The sequence below is a fragment of the Leifsonia tongyongensis genome, assembly GCF_010686705.1.
GTDB classification, from domain to species: Bacteria; Actinomycetota; Actinomycetes; order Actinomycetales; family Microbacteriaceae; genus Diaminobutyricibacter; species Diaminobutyricibacter tongyongensis.
The window spans coordinates 187,159-203,501 of the sequence record NZ_JAAGWY010000001.1; the positions used below are offsets into that span (position 1 = coordinate 187,159).

Annotated in this window: 17 protein-coding genes; 2 read left to right on the top strand and 15 right to left on the bottom strand. The window is 67.7% G+C overall.

Annotated elements, in window-relative coordinates; translation table 11 throughout:
• Positions 1-4: 4 nt before the first annotated feature.
• The 5 genes from G3T36_RS00970 to G3T36_RS00990 form a co-directional block, all read right to left on the bottom strand.
• Positions 5-868 carry an SURF1 family cytochrome oxidase biogenesis protein gene (locus G3T36_RS00970; protein ID WP_240148216.1) on the bottom strand — a complete coding sequence of 288 codons (864 nt, stop codon included), beginning with the start codon at positions 866-868 and terminating at the stop codon, positions 5-7.
• Positions 865-2,142 (bottom strand): cation:proton antiporter, encoded by a 1,278-nt coding sequence (locus G3T36_RS00975; protein ID WP_163287561.1) that lies wholly within the window; start codon positions 2,140-2,142, stop codon positions 865-867. Before G3T36_RS00975 ends, G3T36_RS00970 begins: the two co-directional genes overlap by 4 nt.
• 3 nt (positions 2,143-2,145) lie before the next feature.
• Positions 2,146-2,682, bottom strand: coding sequence for a cation:proton antiporter regulatory subunit (locus tag G3T36_RS00980; RefSeq protein WP_163287562.1), 537 nt, complete (start codon positions 2,680-2,682; stop codon positions 2,146-2,148).
• A gap of 121 nt (positions 2,683-2,803) precedes the next feature.
• Complete coding sequence (locus tag G3T36_RS00985) at positions 2,804-4,543, bottom strand: glycerol-3-phosphate dehydrogenase/oxidase (RefSeq protein ID WP_193570837.1); 1,740 nt, start codon at positions 4,541-4,543, stop codon at positions 2,804-2,806.
• A gap of 33 nt (positions 4,544-4,576) precedes the next feature.
• Entirely contained in the window at positions 4,577-5,695 is a 1,119-nt protein-coding gene (locus G3T36_RS00990) for a GuaB3 family IMP dehydrogenase-related protein (RefSeq protein WP_163288999.1), read from the bottom strand.
• A 135-nt stretch (positions 5,696-5,830) separates the two neighbouring features.
• Here G3T36_RS00990 and G3T36_RS00995 point away from each other — a divergent pair, with 135 nt between their 5' ends.
• Positions 5,831-7,006 carry a MalY/PatB family protein gene (locus G3T36_RS00995; RefSeq protein WP_163287563.1) on the top strand — a complete coding sequence of 392 codons (1,176 nt, stop codon included), beginning with the start codon at positions 5,831-5,833 and terminating at the stop codon, positions 7,004-7,006.
• Here G3T36_RS00995 and guaB read toward each other — a convergent pair.
• The 3 genes from guaB to groES all read right to left on the bottom strand — a co-directional run bounded on the left by guaB (position 6,994) and on the right by groES (position 9,959).
• Entirely contained in the window at positions 6,994-8,496 is a 1,503-nt protein-coding gene (gene guaB, locus G3T36_RS01000) for an IMP dehydrogenase (protein ID WP_163287564.1), read from the bottom strand. The genes G3T36_RS00995 and guaB overlap by 13 nt on opposite strands.
• Before the next feature lie 69 nt (positions 8,497-8,565).
• Positions 8,566-9,525 carry an EamA family transporter RarD gene (gene rarD / locus G3T36_RS01005; protein WP_163289000.1) on the bottom strand — a complete coding sequence of 320 codons (960 nt, stop codon included), beginning with the start codon at positions 9,523-9,525 and terminating at the stop codon, positions 8,566-8,568.
• Between the two features lie 137 nt (positions 9,526-9,662).
• Complete coding sequence (groES, locus tag G3T36_RS01010; RefSeq protein ID WP_163287565.1) at positions 9,663-9,959, bottom strand: co-chaperone GroES; 297 nt, start codon at positions 9,957-9,959, stop codon at positions 9,663-9,665.
• 130 nt (positions 9,960-10,089) lie between these two features.
• Here groES and G3T36_RS01015 point away from each other — a divergent pair, with 130 nt between their 5' ends.
• A complete protein-coding gene (locus G3T36_RS01015; RefSeq protein WP_163287566.1) occupies positions 10,090-11,280 on the top strand; it encodes a class I SAM-dependent methyltransferase in 1,191 nt (396 codons plus the stop codon).
• A gap of 70 nt (positions 11,281-11,350) precedes the next feature.
• Here the strand turns inward: G3T36_RS01015 and G3T36_RS01020 are convergent, their stop codons facing one another.
• The 7 genes from G3T36_RS01020 to G3T36_RS01050 form a co-directional block, all read right to left on the bottom strand.
• Complete coding sequence (locus tag G3T36_RS01020; protein WP_163287567.1) at positions 11,351-11,917, bottom strand: DUF4190 domain-containing protein; 567 nt, start codon at positions 11,915-11,917, stop codon at positions 11,351-11,353.
• Between the two features lie 133 nt (positions 11,918-12,050).
• Complete coding sequence (tsaD, locus tag G3T36_RS01025; RefSeq protein ID WP_163289001.1) at positions 12,051-13,127, bottom strand: tRNA (adenosine(37)-N6)-threonylcarbamoyltransferase complex transferase subunit TsaD; 1,077 nt, start codon at positions 13,125-13,127, stop codon at positions 12,051-12,053.
• Positions 13,118-13,675, bottom strand: a complete 558-nt coding sequence (locus tag G3T36_RS01030; RefSeq protein WP_338031415.1) for a GNAT family N-acetyltransferase — start codon at positions 13,673-13,675, stop codon at positions 13,118-13,120. Before G3T36_RS01030 ends, tsaD begins: the two co-directional genes overlap by 10 nt.
• Positions 13,672-14,292, bottom strand: coding sequence for a tRNA (adenosine(37)-N6)-threonylcarbamoyltransferase complex dimerization subunit type 1 TsaB (gene tsaB, locus G3T36_RS01035; RefSeq protein ID WP_163287568.1), 621 nt, complete (start codon positions 14,290-14,292; stop codon positions 13,672-13,674). The genes G3T36_RS01030 and tsaB overlap by 4 nt, the downstream gene beginning before the upstream one ends.
• A 9-nt stretch (positions 14,293-14,301) precedes the next feature.
• Positions 14,302-14,784, bottom strand: a complete 483-nt coding sequence (gene tsaE, locus G3T36_RS01040) for a tRNA (adenosine(37)-N6)-threonylcarbamoyltransferase complex ATPase subunit type 1 TsaE (RefSeq protein ID WP_163289003.1) — start codon at positions 14,782-14,784, stop codon at positions 14,302-14,304.
• Between the two features lie 47 nt (positions 14,785-14,831).
• Positions 14,832-15,986 (bottom strand): alanine racemase, encoded by a 1,155-nt coding sequence (gene alr / locus G3T36_RS01045; RefSeq protein ID WP_163287569.1) that lies wholly within the window; start codon positions 15,984-15,986, stop codon positions 14,832-14,834.
• Positions 15,983-16,339: a holo-ACP synthase gene (locus tag G3T36_RS01050; RefSeq protein WP_163287570.1), complete on the bottom strand. Its 357-nt coding sequence runs from the start codon at positions 16,337-16,339 to the stop codon at positions 15,983-15,985. The genes alr and G3T36_RS01050 overlap by 4 nt, the downstream gene beginning before the upstream one ends.
• Positions 16,340-16,343: the final 4 nt, after the last annotated feature.

The following is a 16,343-nucleotide window of genomic DNA, read 5'->3' on the forward strand; positions in this document are numbered from 1 at the left end:
GCGTCTAGTTTACGTTCCTGCTGCCTGCGCTCTCGCCGAGAGCCGGCCCCTCGGCCGAGAGCAGCTGCTCGCGCTCCTCGTCCTCTTTCTCCTTGGCATCCTTCACCAGGCGGTACCAGAAGAAGATGGCGAACCCGGCGAAGATGATCCACTCTGCGGCGTAGAAGACGTTGAGCCAGTTCAGGGTCGATTGCTGGATCGGCGGGGGCGAATCGATCTTGTCGAGCCCTGCCGGCGGCGTCTGCTCTACGACATACGCCTCGTAGACGTCCACCCCATCGACCCCGGTCCACAGGTTGTAGAGCGCGGCGACCGACATCGTCTTCATGACCGTCGGGTCGCCATGGGGATCGGGCAGTTCAGGCGCCTCGGTCGGCAGCAGTCGTCCGACGACCTCCTGCCCGGTCGTCAGCGGGTTCGACAGGCGCGCCACGACTGACTGCGCTGTCGCTTTGTCGGGCGCCCATCCCCGCGCGATCGCCAGGGCCACCGGAGTGCCCGATGAATCCGCGCCGGTGACGGTGAAATGGGCGACCACCCACCACCCGGCTTTTCCGTGGTTGAGCCGGCCTTCGAGCAACTGGTAGTCCGCGGGATTGAACCCCCCGGTGAAGCGGACGAGTTGTCCCGTCGCGACATCGGTGATCGGTCCTCCCGGCTTCGCCACCTGCTCGAGCGGCAGGACGGTCTCGCTGGGAGCATCGACGACCTTGCCCGACTCGATGGCCCGCTCGAGCTGCCACTGGCCGAGCCACGCGAACCCTGCTGCGAGCGCGAGTGCCAGCACGAGCGCGCCGATCCAGCGCGGACGCAGCATCATCTGGAACAGCGTCGTCTCGCCGCTGCCTGTCGTGTCGCTGATGGTCAATCCCGCTTTCGGTCCCCGGTGGTGTCGAGGTCGGCCGTTGCCGCCTCGACGAGCGCGATCTCCTCGTCGAGCATGGGATCGCGTATCGATTTCGACCGTTTTCTGGAACGGCCGGTCCGCAGAATCATCGCACCGATCTTCTCGGAGTTTGCTGCAAGCAGCGGGCCGATGATCGCCATGATGAGTACGTACAGCCCGGCGAACGGCTGGATGCGGGGATCGAGGCCCGCGCTCAGGGACAGCGTCGCGAGGATCAGCGCGAATTCGCCTCGGTTCTGCAGGATAGCCGTCGTGTTGATACCCGCCTGCGGGCCGAGCTTGTTGATCCACGCCACGAACTGCCCGGCGGCGATGTTCAGCACCAGCGTCATGACGACCGCCAGGATCACCGGCACGATCACCGAGGGGAACTGGGCGGGATTCAGTGCCAGACCGAAGTTGAGGAAGAAGAATGCTGCGAACACGTCTCGCAGCGGGATGGCGATGTGCTCGATCTTGTTGCGGTACTTCGTAGCTCCCAGCACCAGGCCGATCAGGAAGGCGCCGATCGCGTCGGTCACGCCGAGGAACTCTCCGATGCCCGCGAACAGCACGGCGAGACCGAAGAAGAGGATGGTGAAGAGCTCATCGTCTTTCGTCCGGAAGAATCGCGAGACCACCCGGCCGCCCCAGCGCGCGAGCGAGAACATCACGACGAGGAAGGTGAAGGCGATCGCCAGCTTCGCCACGATCGGCCAGAAGTCGTTCTCGCCGCTCAGCACGACCGAGACGATCGCGAGGTAGATGGCGATGAAGATGTCCTCGACCACCGTGACGCCCAGGATCATGGGCGTCTCGCGATTCGCCAGGCGACGGAGTTCGATGAGCAGTTTCGTGACGATCGCGCTCGACGACGTCGCAGTCATCCCGGCGATGACCAGCGCCTCACGGGTGCCCCAGCCCACCATGAATCCGAAGACGAGTCCGGCGCCCATGTTGATGACGACATAGGAGCCGCCCGAGATGATCAGTTTGCCGAAGTTGCCGAAGAACTCGTCCTGATCGAATTCGAGCCCCAGGTTGAAGAGCAGCAGGATCAGCCCGAAGATGGCGATCAGTTCGATGTAGTTGGAGTCGAAGTTGAGCGGGAACCAGCCGGTGTGCGGGCTGGCCAGCAGCCCGACGATCATGTAGACGGGTATCGCGGGGAGACCCACCAGCTTGCCGAGACGCCCCAGCACGTACGCAACAAGCAGGAGCAGGCCGAGAACGATGAGGTCTTCGCCGAGATGCATCGACTACCCTCCGGGCGGAGCGTCGACGGACTGTGCGGCGCGGACCGGCAGGTCACCTGACCGGAAGAAGGCGAACGCCTTCGCGACCTTCTCGGGCGATCCGGCAACGACGAGGGTGTCGCCCGGGAAGACCTTGAAGTCGGGCGCAGGAGCGGGGTTCGCGGATTCGCCTCGCACCACTGCGACGACGGTCAGCCCCACGATCCCTCGCTCGCCAGGGGTCCCGAGCTGCTGGCCCGCGATGTGGTCGTCGTAGTCGACCGTGAACCAGTCGATGCTGAGCCCGGGAATCTGGTCGAGCGCAGTGAGCGACTCGGTGATCTGGGTGCCGCCCAGCAGCTCAGCGAGCGTGTGCGCTTCGTCTTCATTGAGACGCAGGGAGACTTTCGTCACGTCTGCGGCGTCCTCGTCGTCCGAGAACGTGATCAGGTCGCTGTGGCCGGAACGGTGGGCGATGACGCCGACCTTGCCACCGTCGTCTGTAACGAAGGTGTGAAGCACACCGACCCCGGGCAGTTTGACCCGTCGAACGTCAACCATGGTCACGTCTCCAGAACTTGGGGGGCAGTATGTCAATCCTACCGGAGGCGTTGTGGGACCCACCCGTTCGGGCGGGTCCCACGACCTGGCTCCGCAGCCCCTCCAGCGGGCCGCCGGAGACTCAGGCGCTGACGATCTCGGGAGCCTCCAGCCGGATCGCTTCGGCCGACTCGTCGTCGGGCTGCAACTGGCTCGCGCGCTCGGCGGCGACCCGTTTCAGATACACCTGCACCTCGTGCTCCTCACGTTTCGCGTCCCAGCCGAGAACGGCGGCCATGAGGCTCGCGGCGACCGGCGCCGCCGAGACGCCTCGGTCCCAGGCCTCGATCGAGATGCGGGTGCGTCGTGCGAGGACGTCCTCCAGATGCAGTGCTCCTTCGTGCGAAGCCGCGTAGACGACCTCCGCTCCGATGTAGTCGTCTGCGCCGGGCAGTGGCTCGGCGAGTGACGGGTCGGACCGGATCAGGTCGAACAGATCGTCGGACAGTGTTCCGTAGCGGTTGAGGAGGTGCTCGATGCGGGCGATGTGGAGGCCCGTCTTCGCCGCGATCCTGCCGCGGGAGTTCCACGCCGCCTGGTAGCCCTCAGCGCCGACGAGCGCGATCTCCTGCGTCGTGCTCTCGGGGATCTTGCCGTCGAGGGCGTCGACCGCCGAGTCGATCGCATCCTTGGCCATGATCCGGTAGGTGGTCCACTTGCCGCCGGCGATCACGACCAGCCCCGGCACCGAGTGGGCGACGAGGTGCTCCCGGGAGAGTTTCGACGTCTCCTCCGACTCCCCGGCGAGGAGGGGTCTCAGCCCGGCGTACACGCCTTCGACGTCCTCTCGTGTGAGCGGGACGGCGACGACCGCGTTCACATGCTCGAGCAGGTAGTCGATGTCGGCGGCGGTCGCTGCGGGGTGCGCCTTGTCGAGATGCCAGTCGGTGTCGGTCGTGCCGATCAGCCAATGGCGCCCCCACGGGATCACGAAGAGCACGCTCTTCTCCGTGCGCAGCAGCAGTCCCATCTTGGACTGGAACCGGTCGCGCGGAACCACCAGGTGGATGCCCTTCGACGCACGCACTTTGAACTGGCCACGCTCACCCACCATGGCCTGCGTATCGTCGGTCCACACGCCGGTGGCGTTGACGACCTGCTTGGCCCGGATGTCGAAGCGCTCGTCGTTCTCGAGATCGTGCGCGCGCACTCCCACCACGCGCTCGCCCACCTTGATGAAGCCTTCGACGCGCACCCGGCTGGCCACGTGCGCGCCGTAATGCGCTGCGGTCCTGGCGAGGTTCGCGACGTAGCGGGCATCGTCGACCTGGGCGTCGTAATAGGTGATCCCGCCGACCAGCGCATCGCTCGCGAGGCTGGGGATCGCACGCATCACCTGGCGCTTCGACAGGTGGCGGTGGTGCGGGACTCCCGGCGGGCGCAGGCCCGTGTACGAGAAGATGTCGTAGAGCATCATGCCGGCGCCGACGTAGGCGCGCTCCACCACCCGCTTCTTCAGCGGGTACAGGAACCGAACGGGTTTGACCAGGTGGGGCGCGATGCGCTGCAGGAGGAGGCCGCGCTCGATGAGCGCCTCGCGCACGAGCCGGAAGTCGAGTTGCTCGAGATACCGGATCCCCCCATGGACGAGCTTGGACGACCGGCTCGACGTTCCGGATGCGAAGTCACGCGCCTCGACGAGCCCGACGCTCAGGCCGCGGGTGACCGCATCCACTGCGCTTCCGGTGCCGACGATCCCACCTCCGACGACGAGGATGTCGAGTTCCGTCTCTTTCAGGGCGCGGATCGCCTCCGCTCGCTCGGCCGGACCGAGCTTCGACGGGCTGGACACTGTCTGGCCGGACTGATCCTCCTTGACCATGTCATTCCCTTCCCCGGCCGGACGGCCGTGTATCTAGTGCGCGTGATACGGCGCGACGACGACTTCGACGCGCTGGAACTCCTTCAGGTCCGAGTATCCGGTGGTCGCCATGGACCGTCGGAGCGCTCCGACCAGATTCGCTGTGCCCTCGGCGACCGGTGCGGGGCCGTAGAGGATCTCCTCCAGCGGTGCGACCTGGCCGACCTCGACCCGGTTGCCGCGCGGAAGCTGTGAGTGGTACGCCTCGGTACCCCAGTGGAGGCCGCCACCGGGGGCGTCCGTCGCCCGCGCGAGCGCGGTGCCGAGCATGACCGCGTCTGCACCGCACGCGATCGCCTTCACGATGTCGCCTGAGGTGCCGAGCCCTCCGTCGGCGATGACGTGGACGTAGCGGCCGCCCGACTCGTCCATGTAGTCACGGCGTGCGCCGGCGACGTCTGCGACGGCGGTCGCCATCGGGGCGTGGATGCCGAGGGTCGCGCGGGTCGTCGACGCCGCACCCCCGCCGAAACCGACGAGCACGCCCGCAGCACCCGTGCGCATGAGGTGGAGTGCCGCCGTGTACGTGGCGGCTCCGCCGACGATGACGGGGACGTCGAGTTCGTAGATGAACTTCTTGAGGTTGAGCGGCTCGACGTTCTTCGAGACGTGTTCGGCCGACACGGTCGTCCCACGGATGACGAACAGGTCGACGCCCGCCTCGACGACGGTCTTGTAGAGCTCCTGCGTCCGCTGCGGCGACAACGCCCCCGCCACCGTGACCCCGCCGGCCCGGATCTCGGCGAGTCTGGCGGTGACAAGTTCGGGCTTGATCGGCTCCGAGTAGATCTGCTGCATCCGCGCAGTCGCCCTGTCGGCAGGAAGGGAGCGTACCTCGGCGAGGAGGGGCTCAGGGTCGTCGTAGCGCGTCCACACCCCTTCGAGGTCGAGTACGCCGAGGCCGCCGAGCTGGCCCATCATGATGGCGGTGGTCGGCGACACGACCGAGTCCATCGGCGCCGCCAGGAACGGGATGTCGAACTGGTAGGCGTCGATCGACCACGTCACGGAGACGTCTTCGGGGTCTCGGGTACGTCGGCTGGGCACCACCGCGACGTCGTCGAAGGCGTATACGCGGCGGGCACGCTTGGCGCGCCCGATCTCAATCTCCATGCTCACGGATTCAGTCTATGGCGCGCCCGCGATCGAGGGTCCGCCAATCCACAACCCTGACGCCCACGGCAGGGACGGGCATCCGCACACCGCTTTCGGATGCGCGCTGTCGGTCGCTCACGGCAGAGTGGAGGTATGCGGGTCGAAGCCGAATCACTGTCCGAACTGCGCCAGCGCACCAGCGAGAAGTGGCGCACGTTTCCTCCGGACGTGCTTCCACTCTTCGTGGCCGAGATGGACTATCCCCTCGCCGAACCCATCGCGGATGCGCTGATCGCGGCCGTGAAGCGGTCGGACACCGGCTACATCGGGCCGGGCGATGAACTCCAGCGCGCCTTCTGCTCGTTCGCAGGCCGCCACTGGGGATGGTCGGTGCAGCCCGGCCAGGTCACGACGACCACGGACGTCAGCGTTGTCATCGTCGAGGCGCTGCGCCTGGTGATACGTCCGGGCGACGGCGTCGTCATCAATCCGCCGGTCTATCCACCGTTCTTCGACCTCGTTCCCGAAGCGGGAGGGCGCATCGTCGAGGTGCCGCTGGTCGACGGCGGCGACCGTGGTCCCCGGCTGGATCTCGACGGAATCGAGAGGGCGTTCGCCGCTGGAGCCCGTGCCTTCCTGCTCTGCAACCCGCACAATCCTGTGGGGCTGGTCCACAGCGAAACCGATCTCCGGGCCGTGGCCGACCTGGCCGAGCGCTACGACGTCGCTGTGGTGAGCGACGAGATCCATGCCCCGCTGACGCATTCCGACGCGACGTTCACGCCGTTCCTCGCCGTATCGGAGTCAGCGCGCCGGCATGGCATCGCAGCCCACTCGGCGAGCAAGGCGTGGAACCTCGCTGGTCTCAAATGCGCCCTCATGGTGACCGCGCACGACATGATGGCTGCCCGCGTCGCGACTCTTCCGAAGGAGGTCGAGGTGCGCACGAGCCTCTTCGGGCGCATCGCGAGCACAGCGGCGTTCGAAAACGGCGAGGAGTGGCTGGCGGGGATGCTCGCGTCGGTGGAGTCGAACCGCGCCCGCCTCCGGCGTCTGCTCGGCGAACGCCTGCCAGGGGTCGTATGCCGGGAGCCGCATGCGAGCTACCTCGCATGGCTCGACTTCCGGGCACTGGGATGGGGCGACGATCCGAGCGCTCACGCCCTCGACGCCGCGAAGGTGGCGCTCGTGGCGGGAACGGACTTCGGAACGCCGGGTCGCGGGTTCGCCCGCCTCAATTTCGCCTGCTCCCCGGAGGTGCTCACTGAGGCGATCGAACGCCTCGCCTCAGTGACGGGTTCGAACGCGCGACCTGGCTACCGACGGTAGTTGGGAGCTTCGACGACCATCTGGATGTCGTGCGGGTGCGACTCCTTGAGCCCGGCCGCCGTGATCCGGACGAACTTGCCACGCTCCTTGAGCTCCGGGATCGTGCGTCCGCCCACGTAGAACATCGACTGGCGGAGGCCGCCGAGCAGCTGGTAAACGACGGACGAGACCGGACCCCGGTAAGGCACCTGGCCCTCGATGCCTTCGGCGATGAGCTGCTCGTCGCTGGGAACATCGGCCTGGAAGTAGCGGTCACGTGAGTACGAGGTCTTCTTGCCCCGCGTCTGCAGCGCGCCGAGTGACCCCATGCCTCGATAGTTCTTGAACTGTTTGCCGTTGACGAAGACGAGGTCGCCGGGGCTCTCATCGGTACCGGCGAGCAGCGAGCCGAGCATCACGGTCTCGGCTCCCGCGACGAGCGCCTTCGCGATGTCGCCCGAATACTGGAGGCCACCGTCGGCGATCACCGGCACACCCGCGATCCGGGCGGCGAGGGATGCCTCGTAGACGGCTGTGACCTGGGGCACGCCGACACCTGCGACCACGCGCGTCGTGCAGATGGAGCCCGGCCCGACACCGACCTTGATGGCGTCGGCGCCGGCGTCGATCAGCGCCTGGGCACCGCTGCGGGTCGCGACATTGCCGCCGATGATGTCAACGTGCGACGCAGCCCGCTCGCTCTTGAGCCGACGGACGATGTCGAGCACGCCCGCGCTGTCACCGTTCGCTGTGTCCACGACGATGACGTCGACACCGGCATCGATGAGCGTCATGGCGCGCTCCCACGCGTCGCCGAAGAAGCCGATCGCTGCGCCGACCCGCAGGCGGCCCTCGTCGTCCTTGGTCGCGTTCGGATACTTCTCGCTCTTGTCGAAGTCTTTGACGGTGATGAGTCCGCGCAGCCGTCCGGCCGGGTCGACGAGCGGGAGCTTCTCGATCTTGTGCTGGGCGAAGATCGCCACGGCGGAATCGGGGTCGATGCCTTCGGGCGCCGTGATCAGCGGCTGGCGGGTCATCACGTCGCGGACCAGCGTCGTGCTCTTCTCGAAGGGAGAGACGAACCGCATGTCACGGTTGGTGATGATGCCGACCAGGGTTCCGTCACCCTCGACCACGGGAAGTCCGCTCACACGGAACTGGCCGCACAGCGCATCCACTTCGGCGACCGTCGCATCGGGGGTCGTCGTCACCGGATTCGTGATCATGCCGGACTCCGACCGCTTGACCTTGTCGACGTGCGCCGCCTGGTCTTCGATCGAGAGGTTGCGATGGAGGATGCCGATGCCGCCCTGGCGAGCCATGGCGACGGCCATCCGCGACTCGGTGACCGTGTCCATCGCCGACGACAGCAGCGGCGCCGACACCGTGATCCGTTTGGTCAGACGAGAGGATGTATCCGCCTCACTCGGGATGACGTCGGTGTGCCCCGGGAGGAGCATCACGTCGTCGTAGGTCAGTCCGATGAAACCGAAAGGATCCGTCTGATCCATTTCACCCCTTATGCCGTCGTCCGCTGGTAATCCATGTTAACGGCTCGAAGCTGGGGAAATTCCCTTCTGCTACCTGAGGTCTTCCCTCGCGAGCGCAGCTCGCTCGGCGCTGGCTCCGCGGCGTCGCAGTGCGACGCTTTCAGCTCCGGAGCGCGCAGCAACAACCGCATCCACGGTCAGGATGACGAGGGCGAGCCAGACGATCCCGAAACCGATCCAGCGCTCGGGCGGCATCGCTTCATGCAGGATGACGACGCCGACGAGGAACTGGATGAACGGAGCGAAGTACTGGATGAAGCCCATGTAGATGAGCGGCAGGCGACGTGAGGCTGCCGCGAAGAACAGGAGCGGGACCGCAGTGATGACGCCGAGGCCGGCGAGCAGCACGGTGTGCCACACGCTGATCGTGCCGAAGGTCAGGCCGACCGTGGATGCCACGACGATGAGCTGCACGATCGCCACCGGTGTGAGCCACATCGTCTCGAGCGTCAGCCCGCCCACTGCGTCGACCTGTTTTCCCACGCGTTTCTTGATGAGCCCGTACAGCCCGAACGAGAACGCGAGTACCAGAGCGACCCAGGGAAGCGAACCGTATCCGACGGCGAGCACGATGACCGCGACGATGCTCACGCCGACAGCGACCCACTGCGCCGGGCGGAGTCGCTCGCGCTGCACGAGCACCCCGAGGAAGACGGTCACGATCGGGTTGATGAAGTACCCGAGGGCCGCCTCGACGACGTTGCCGTTCACGGCCGCGTAGACGTAGGTCTGCCAGTTGACGTAGATCAGCGCGCCTGCGACGCCCATGGTGAGCACGATCCGCCGGTTGCGGACGAGAGCGCCGAACGAGAGCCAGCGTCTCGTGGCGGTGAGGAGGATGGCGCAGAAGACCAGGGAGAACACGACGCGCCAGGCGACGATCTCGAATGCGTTCGCGGGCGCCAGCGCGATGAAGTAGATCGGGAGGAAACCCCAGAGGACGTAGGCCGAGATCGCATAGACGAGGCCGGAACGTCGGTGGCTGGTCAGCGGCCGGACCGGCTCGACGGCTTCCGGGTCTGCGTGGGAGGTCGACTCGAGCTCTGGGCTGGACACTCCTGCGATACTACGCCGAAATGGAGAAGGCCCGGACGCCGAAGCGTCCGGGCCTTCCCGGCGTGGGGTCGTCAGCGGACGACCACAGCGAGCACGTCGCGTGCGGAGAGGACGAGGTAGTCCTCACCGGCGAACTTGACCTCGGTTCCGCCGTACTTCGAGTAGATCACCTTGTCGCCGACGGCCACGTCGAGCGGGATGCGGTTGCCGTTGTCGTCGATGCGGCCGGGGCCCACTGCGACGACCTCGCCCTCCTGCGGCTTCTCCTTGGCGGTGTCGGGAATGACGAGACCTGAAGCAGTCGTCTGCTCAGCCTCGACCTGCTTGATAACGATGCGATCCTCGAGCGGCTTGATGGAGACCGACACGGTTGACCTCTTTCTTGAACTAAGACTGGAGTTAGCACACTCACACCGAGAGTGCTAAACCGAGTCTAGATGCTGGGTTAGCAGTCACGCAACGTGAGTGCCAAAGCGCCGACGTGCGTACGCTGGGTTCATGGAGAGGTCCGAACTCGTCGAACTGCTGTCGCCCGAAGGGCTCCGGCTGCTCGATTCGCTCCCTCCCTACCACTCGACCGGCGACGTCGTGCGGATGGTCAGCGACCTGCGCAAAGCAGGTCATCCACCCACCCTTGTCGCGGCCGTGCTCACACAGGCCCGGCTCCGCTCGAAGGCGGCGGCGAAGTTCGGCCGGTTCGCCGACCGGATGCTCTTCACCGAAGCCGGGCTGGAACAGGCCACTCGGCTCTCGGTCGCAGCCCTGCACGCGGGGCGGTTTGCCGCAGCCGGGCTCTCGCGGGTCGTCGACCTCGGCTGCGGCATCGGCGGGGACGCCATGGCGATGGCGGCCATCGACCTCCAGGTGACGGCTGTCGACGCCGATGAGATCACTGCCGCGATCGCAAGCTACAACCTGGCGCCGTTCTCCAACGCATCCGTTCTGAATCAGGACGCAGAGAAGACCGACCTCCGCGGCGCGGACGGAATCTATCTCGATCCGGCGCGGCGCACCGCCGGCCACGGCCAGACCACGCGGTTCACCGATCCCGACGACTATTCGCCGTCGCTGAACTTCGCATTCGAGCTCGCAACGGGACGCTCGGTCGGCGTGAAGCTCGGCCCCGGCTTCGACCGCGACCTCATCCCGTCGACGGCCGAGGCCCAGTGGATCTCGGTCGACGGCCACCTCGTCGAGATGGGGCTCTGGTTCGGCGCACTGGCCCGGCCGCACATCCGCCGCTCGGCTCTCGTGATCGACGCGGGCGGGTCGTACGAACTCACCGCGGCCGAGGACAGTGAGGATGTCGAAGCCGGTGAGCTCGGCGACTTCATCTACGAGCCCGACGGCGCCGTCATCCGCGCTCGCCTGATCGGCGACCTCGCGCGGTCGCTCGGCGCGCGCATGCTCAGCGACGGGATCGCGTACCTGACGTCCAGCACGCTCGTCGCCACGCCGTTCGCCTCGGCTTTCCGCGTCCTCGAGACGCTCCCCTTCGCCGAACGCGATCTCAGGCGCGCCCTGCGCGAGCGGGAGATCGGAACTCTCGAGATCAAGAAACGCGGCGTGGATGTCGACCCCGCCGCCCTGCGCAAGCGTCTGTCGTTGAGCGGCCGGGAGAGCGCAACCCTCGTGCTCACCCGCATCGCAGGACGTCACGCCGCGCTGCTTGTCGACCGCGTCGGCTGAACCTGTCTGACAGCTGCCGGGGCGTGGCGAAGGGCCGGACGCATCGCGCGGTCCGGCCCCTCGATTGCCGCTAGTAGTTGAAGTTGGAGTTGTTCATGACGCCGATCCACACGACGGCGAGGATGATCCCGCCGATGATCGAGATGGCGATGCCGACGAACCCGGTGATCAGGCCGGTGAGCCAGAACCCCCTGGCGGCCGGCTCTTTGTTGCGACCCAGGAAGCCGAGCACGATCGCCGCGATCGAGAAGACGAAGCCCCAACCGAAGCTGACGATCCCCAGGATGCCGGTGATCATGGAGATGATGCTCAGGACGGGCGACTTGGCCGCGGGAGCCGGCGCACCATACGGCTGGGCGTACGGTGCCGCAGGCTGGCCGTAACCGGGAGCCGCCTGGCCGTAACCGGCGGCGGGCTGGCCGTAAGCGGGCGGCGGAGGCGGCGGGACGGCGCCAGGCTGGGCAGGCTGATACGCAGGTGGTGCCGGCTGGTAGGCGGGCGGGGCCGGCTCGGCTGCCGGAGCCGGAGGAGTCGACGGTGTTGGTGTCACGGGCGGGTTGCCTTCCGGCGCGGCCGGGGGCACGGCGGGCGGAACGTTCGGTTCCGCCGGTTCGCCTGGGGTGTTCGGATCGGTCATGAGCCGATCTCCTTTCGATTGGGGCGGCGCGCCGGCCGGCGCGATCCACTCATGGGCCTGGCTCCTCGATAGCTGAACAAACGCTGTATGCAGCCATGGTGACAGCCCGCGGACGAAGGTGTCAACGCATGTCTCAGCGTGCGACCTGGATCTCCGTCACGGGGAGCGTGGAGTCCGCACCGAACGACAGGGTGGAAGGCTCATGGCCCGCCATGATGAGCTGGGCGCCGAGCGCTGCGATCATGGCGCCGTTGTCCGTGCAGAGCGACAGCGCCGGGATGCGCAGCGCGACGCCTGCACGCGCCGATCGCTCGGTGGCGACCTCCCTGACCCGGGCGTTCGCGACTACGCCGCCGCCCAGCAGGAGGCGCGGAACCCCGAAATCTTCGCAGGCGGCGAGCGCCTTGGTGATCAGGACGTCGACGACCGCCTCGCGGAAGCTCGCGGCGACATCGGAGACCGGGACCTCTTCGCCCGCATCCTGCCGCTGCTCGACCCACCGGGCGACGGCCGTCTTCAGCCCGGAGAAGGAGAAGTCGTACCGATGCTTCTCCATATCCTTGGGCTGGGTGAGCCCACGGGGGAAGCGGATCGCCTTCGGATCACCGAACGCTGCGACCCGGTCGATCTGCGGACCGCCCGGGTACGGAAGGCCGAGCACGCGCGCGACCTTGTCGAACGCCTCGCCTGCCGCGTCGTCGATCGTCTCACCGAGAAGCTGGACATCGGAGACCAGGTCGCGGACGAGCAGGAGCGACGTGTGGCCGCCGGAGACCAGCAGCGCGATCGTCGGAAGCTCGACCGCGTGCCCGGGGCCACCCGAGGCATCCAGCAGGTCGGCGCCGACATGCCCGACAAGGTGGTTGACGGCGTAGATCGGTTTGCCGAGAGACACGGCGAGCGCCTTCGCAGCGCCGACGCCGACCATGAGCGCACCCGCAAGACCCGGGCCGCTGGTCACGGCGATCGCATCCAGTTCATCGAGCGCGATGTCGGCGTCGGCCACCGCCGCCCGCAGGGCCGGGGTCAGCGCCTCGAGGTGCGCGCGGGCCGCGACCTCGGGGACGACTCCCCCGTACCGGGCGTGCTCGTCCATCGACGACGCGATCGTGTTGGAGAGAAGGCGCGTGCCCCGCACGATGCCGATCCCGGTCTCGTCGCACGACGTCTCGATGCCCAGGACGAGCGGCTCTGCGCGGTTCACCGCGATTCTCCTTCGACGACTGCCGGATCGCCTGCCCACTCGGTGCGGGCGGGCGCGACATCGACGCGCATGACGATGGCATCCACGTCGTCCGGCTGGTAGTAGTGCGGCCTGACGCCGATCTCCTCGAATCCGAGCATCCGGTACAGCGCCTGCGCACCGGGGTTGTCGGCTCGCACCTCGAGGAACACCGCCGTGATGCCACGACGACGTGCCTCACCGAGCAGCGTCAGCATGAGCGCCCGCCCCAGCCCTTGACGCCGGGCGCCGGGCGCCACGGCGATGGTCTGGATGTCGCCGTCTGTCGAGCCGGCCGGCGCGAGCAACCCGGCATAGCCTTCGATCGCGTCGGGGCTGGCTGCGCTGTCAGGGCCGGCTTCAGTGTCAGGGCCGGCCACACGGAATGCCACGAGATAGTAGGTGTGGTCGCCGGTGATCTCGGCGCGCATGGAACGCTCCGACCAGGCGTCGTTCACGAAGGTCGCGTGCTCGAGAGCCATGATCGCCGGGACGTCCGCCTCCGAGGCCCTGCGGAACTGCCATGACTCGGTCACGCGCTCACCCGCTTCGGGCCGTTCGAGAGCGTCACATCCGGCGAGCGCAGGTACAACGGCTCATCGACGGCGAACGGACGCTTGTGAAGGTAGAGGAGTTCGGCGAGCATCCCGAGTGCGCCCGCCGACACGGTGGCGGCGTCGAAGCGGGCGAGCGATGCGTGCGGAAGCTGATCCGGCTTGGCGAGCCCCGGCCCGTCCTCCCGGATCGGCAGGCCCAGTTCGTCGACGCCGACATACGCCGACCAATAGAGTTCGCGGCGGCGGGCGTCGGTGATGACCAGCAATCCGCCCTCATGTCCTGCCCGATACCGTTCGAACGCGATCGCGTCGTGGCTGACGATGGGCACGACGGGCCTGCCCACCCCGAAGGCGAAGGCGCGAGCCGCTGCGATGCCGACGCGCAGACCCGTGAACGGCCCCGGCCCCATTCCGGCCGCCACTCCCGACAGGGCGTCGACGGGAACGCCCGCATCGGCCAGCACGGCGGCGATCTGGTCGCCCACCACCTCCGCGTGGCGCATCGTGTCGCGTTCGCTGCGCTCGGCGAGGATGCCCCCATCGCGGTCGACGACGGCGACGCTCGTGCCCGCGGAGGTGTCAATCGCAAGGAGCATGAGTCCAGCCTAGGCTGATCCGGCGGCGCCCCATCGCGGGCCGTAACCGCGAACAGTCACAACGCGCGGTTCATCGCTCTCGAGTTCGGTGGTGTCCGCCGAGCCGGCGCCCGCGGGCCCTGCGGAATCGCGTGCCGCAGCCCCCGTCGGGCGCTCGATGTCCACCTCGAGCCAGGACTCGGCGACGCCGTCGAGCATCCCGCTCCCCCACTCGACCACGACGACCGACCGGGCGAAATCGATGTCGAGATCGTCGAGTTCCAGCGCGCTGGACAGGCGGTACGCATCCACGTGCACGAGCGGGGAACCGCCGACGAGGCTCGGATGCGTGCGTGCGAGCACGAAAGTCGGACTCGTGACCGGTCCCCTGACATCCAGGCCCTCACCGAGCCCGCGCGTGAGAGTGGTCTTGCCCGCGCCGAGCGGCCCGCTCAGCACGACCAGGTCGCCCGGGCCGACGATGCGCGCGAGCTCCACGCCCAGGGCGTGCATCTCCGCCGCGGTCTCGACCACCGTCTCGGAAGGAACTCTGAGCCCGCTCACGTCCCCTCTTTCACCTCACCGACGAACGTGCGCTGCACGCGGGGACCGATACGGGTCACAATCTCGTAGTTGATGGTGCCCGCGGCCTCCGCCCAGTCGTCAGCGCTGGGGAAACCGATGGCCGGATCACCGAACAGGACGACCTCGTCGCCGACACTGACCGGCTCGTCGTCGACATCGACGACGAACTGGTCCATCGCGACCCGTCCGCTGACCGGGAAGACACGGCCCGCGATGCTCACTGTCGCTCGGTTCGACGCATGGCGGGGAATGCCTTCGGCATAGCCGAGCGGCACCAGGGCGAGAGTGGTCTCGCGGGGGGTCCGGTAGGTGTAGTCGTACGAGACGCCCTTGCCCGGGGGCACCCGGCGAACGGCAGCGACGCGACCGCGCAGGGTCATGACCGGCGAGATCCCGAGGTCCGCGCTGGTCCTGTCGGTGAAGGGCGACAGGCCGTAGATCCCGATCCCGAGCCGCACCAGGTTGAAGCGTGAATCCGGGATGCGGAGCGCTGCCGCGGACGCTGCGATGTGCCGCAACTCCGGGTGCAGTCCTGCGTCGGCGGCCAGTTCGAGTCCGCGACGATAGAGCGCGATCGCCGCGGCGTCGTCGTCGGCTGACGCGTTCGAGAGGTGACTGAAGACACCGCGCACGACGATGTCGCCCTCGTGCTCCAGCTCGCGTGCCCGGGCGAACGTCTCCGCCCACTCATGCTCCGGGATGCCGTTGCGACTGAGCCCGGTCTCGAGCTTCAGCTGCACCAGCGCCTGGCCGTGGAGCCGGCCCTGGGCGACGAGCTGGCGACGAGCCGCGGCGACCGCCTCGAGCTGAGCGATCGAGGAGAGGCCCAGGTCGATGCCCGCCTCGATCGCGGGTGCGAAGTCGGTGTCCGGATCGTGCAGCCACGCCAGGATGGGAGCGGCGATGCCGGCATCCCTGAGCTCCATGGCCTCGGTCAGGTCGGCGACTCCGAGCCAGTCGGCGCCGCCTGCCAGGGCCGCGCGGGCGCACTCGGCGGCCCCGTGCCCGTAAGCGTTCGCCTTCACCACCGCCATGACATGTTCGGTCCCGATCACCTGGCGAAGGTGGGCGACATTGCGCGCGAGCGCTCCGAGGTCGATCACGGCCTCGCGGAAGACGGCCTCACTCATACTCGGCCCTCAGCGACCACGAACGCGCAGGCGACGCCGGCGTCATGCGTCATGGAGAGGTGGAACGACCCGATGCCGCGCCGCTCGGCGATGGCGGCGGCCGTCCCGTTCAGCACGAATTCGGGGTTCCCTTCGGCGTCCGAGACGATCTCCATGTCATGCCAGCGAACGCCCTCCGTGTCGCCGAGCGCCTTCATGAGCGCCTCCTTCGCGGCGAATCGTGCCGCAAGCGAATGCACAGGCAGGTCGCGCTCGTTCGCCGTGAACAGGCGCTCCACGAGCCGGGCTGTCCGGCCGACCGCCCGGGTGAACCGGGCCAGGTCGACGACGTCGACTCCGATTCCGACGATCACGTTT

Excerpts from the sequence above, each read along its gene's own strand:
- G3T36_RS00975 (WP_163287561.1), bottom strand. The coding sequence starts at position 2,142 with ATGCATCTCGGCGAAGACCTCATCGTTCTCGGCCTGCTCCTGCTTGTT.
- G3T36_RS00980 (WP_163287562.1), bottom strand. The coding sequence starts at position 2,682 with ATGGTTGACGTTCGACGGGTCAAACTGCCCGGGGTCGGTGTGCTTCAC.
- G3T36_RS00985 (WP_193570837.1), bottom strand. The coding sequence starts at position 4,543 with ATGGTCAAGGAGGATCAGTCCGGCCAGACAGTGTCCAGCCCGTCGAAG.
- G3T36_RS00990 (WP_163288999.1), bottom strand. The coding sequence starts at position 5,695 with ATGGAGATTGAGATCGGGCGCGCCAAGCGTGCCCGCCGCGTATACGCC.
- G3T36_RS00995 (WP_163287563.1), top strand. The coding sequence starts at position 5,831 with ATGCGGGTCGAAGCCGAATCACTGTCCGAACTGCGCCAGCGCACCAGC.
- guaB (WP_163287564.1), bottom strand. The coding sequence starts at position 8,496 with ATGGATCAGACGGATCCTTTCGGTTTCATCGGACTGACCTACGACGAC.
- G3T36_RS01015 (WP_163287566.1), top strand. The coding sequence starts at position 10,090 with ATGGAGAGGTCCGAACTCGTCGAACTGCTGTCGCCCGAAGGGCTCCGG.
- G3T36_RS01020 (WP_163287567.1), bottom strand. The coding sequence starts at position 11,917 with ATGACCGATCCGAACACCCCAGGCGAACCGGCGGAACCGAACGTTCCG.
- tsaB (WP_163287568.1), bottom strand. The coding sequence starts at position 14,292 with ATGCTCCTTGCGATTGACACCTCCGCGGGCACGAGCGTCGCCGTCGTC.
- tsaE (WP_163289003.1), bottom strand. The coding sequence starts at position 14,784 with ATGCACGCCCTGGGCGTGGAGCTCGCGCGCATCGTCGGCCCGGGCGAC.
- alr (WP_163287569.1), bottom strand. The coding sequence starts at position 15,986 with ATGAGTGAGGCCGTCTTCCGCGAGGCCGTGATCGACCTCGGAGCGCTC.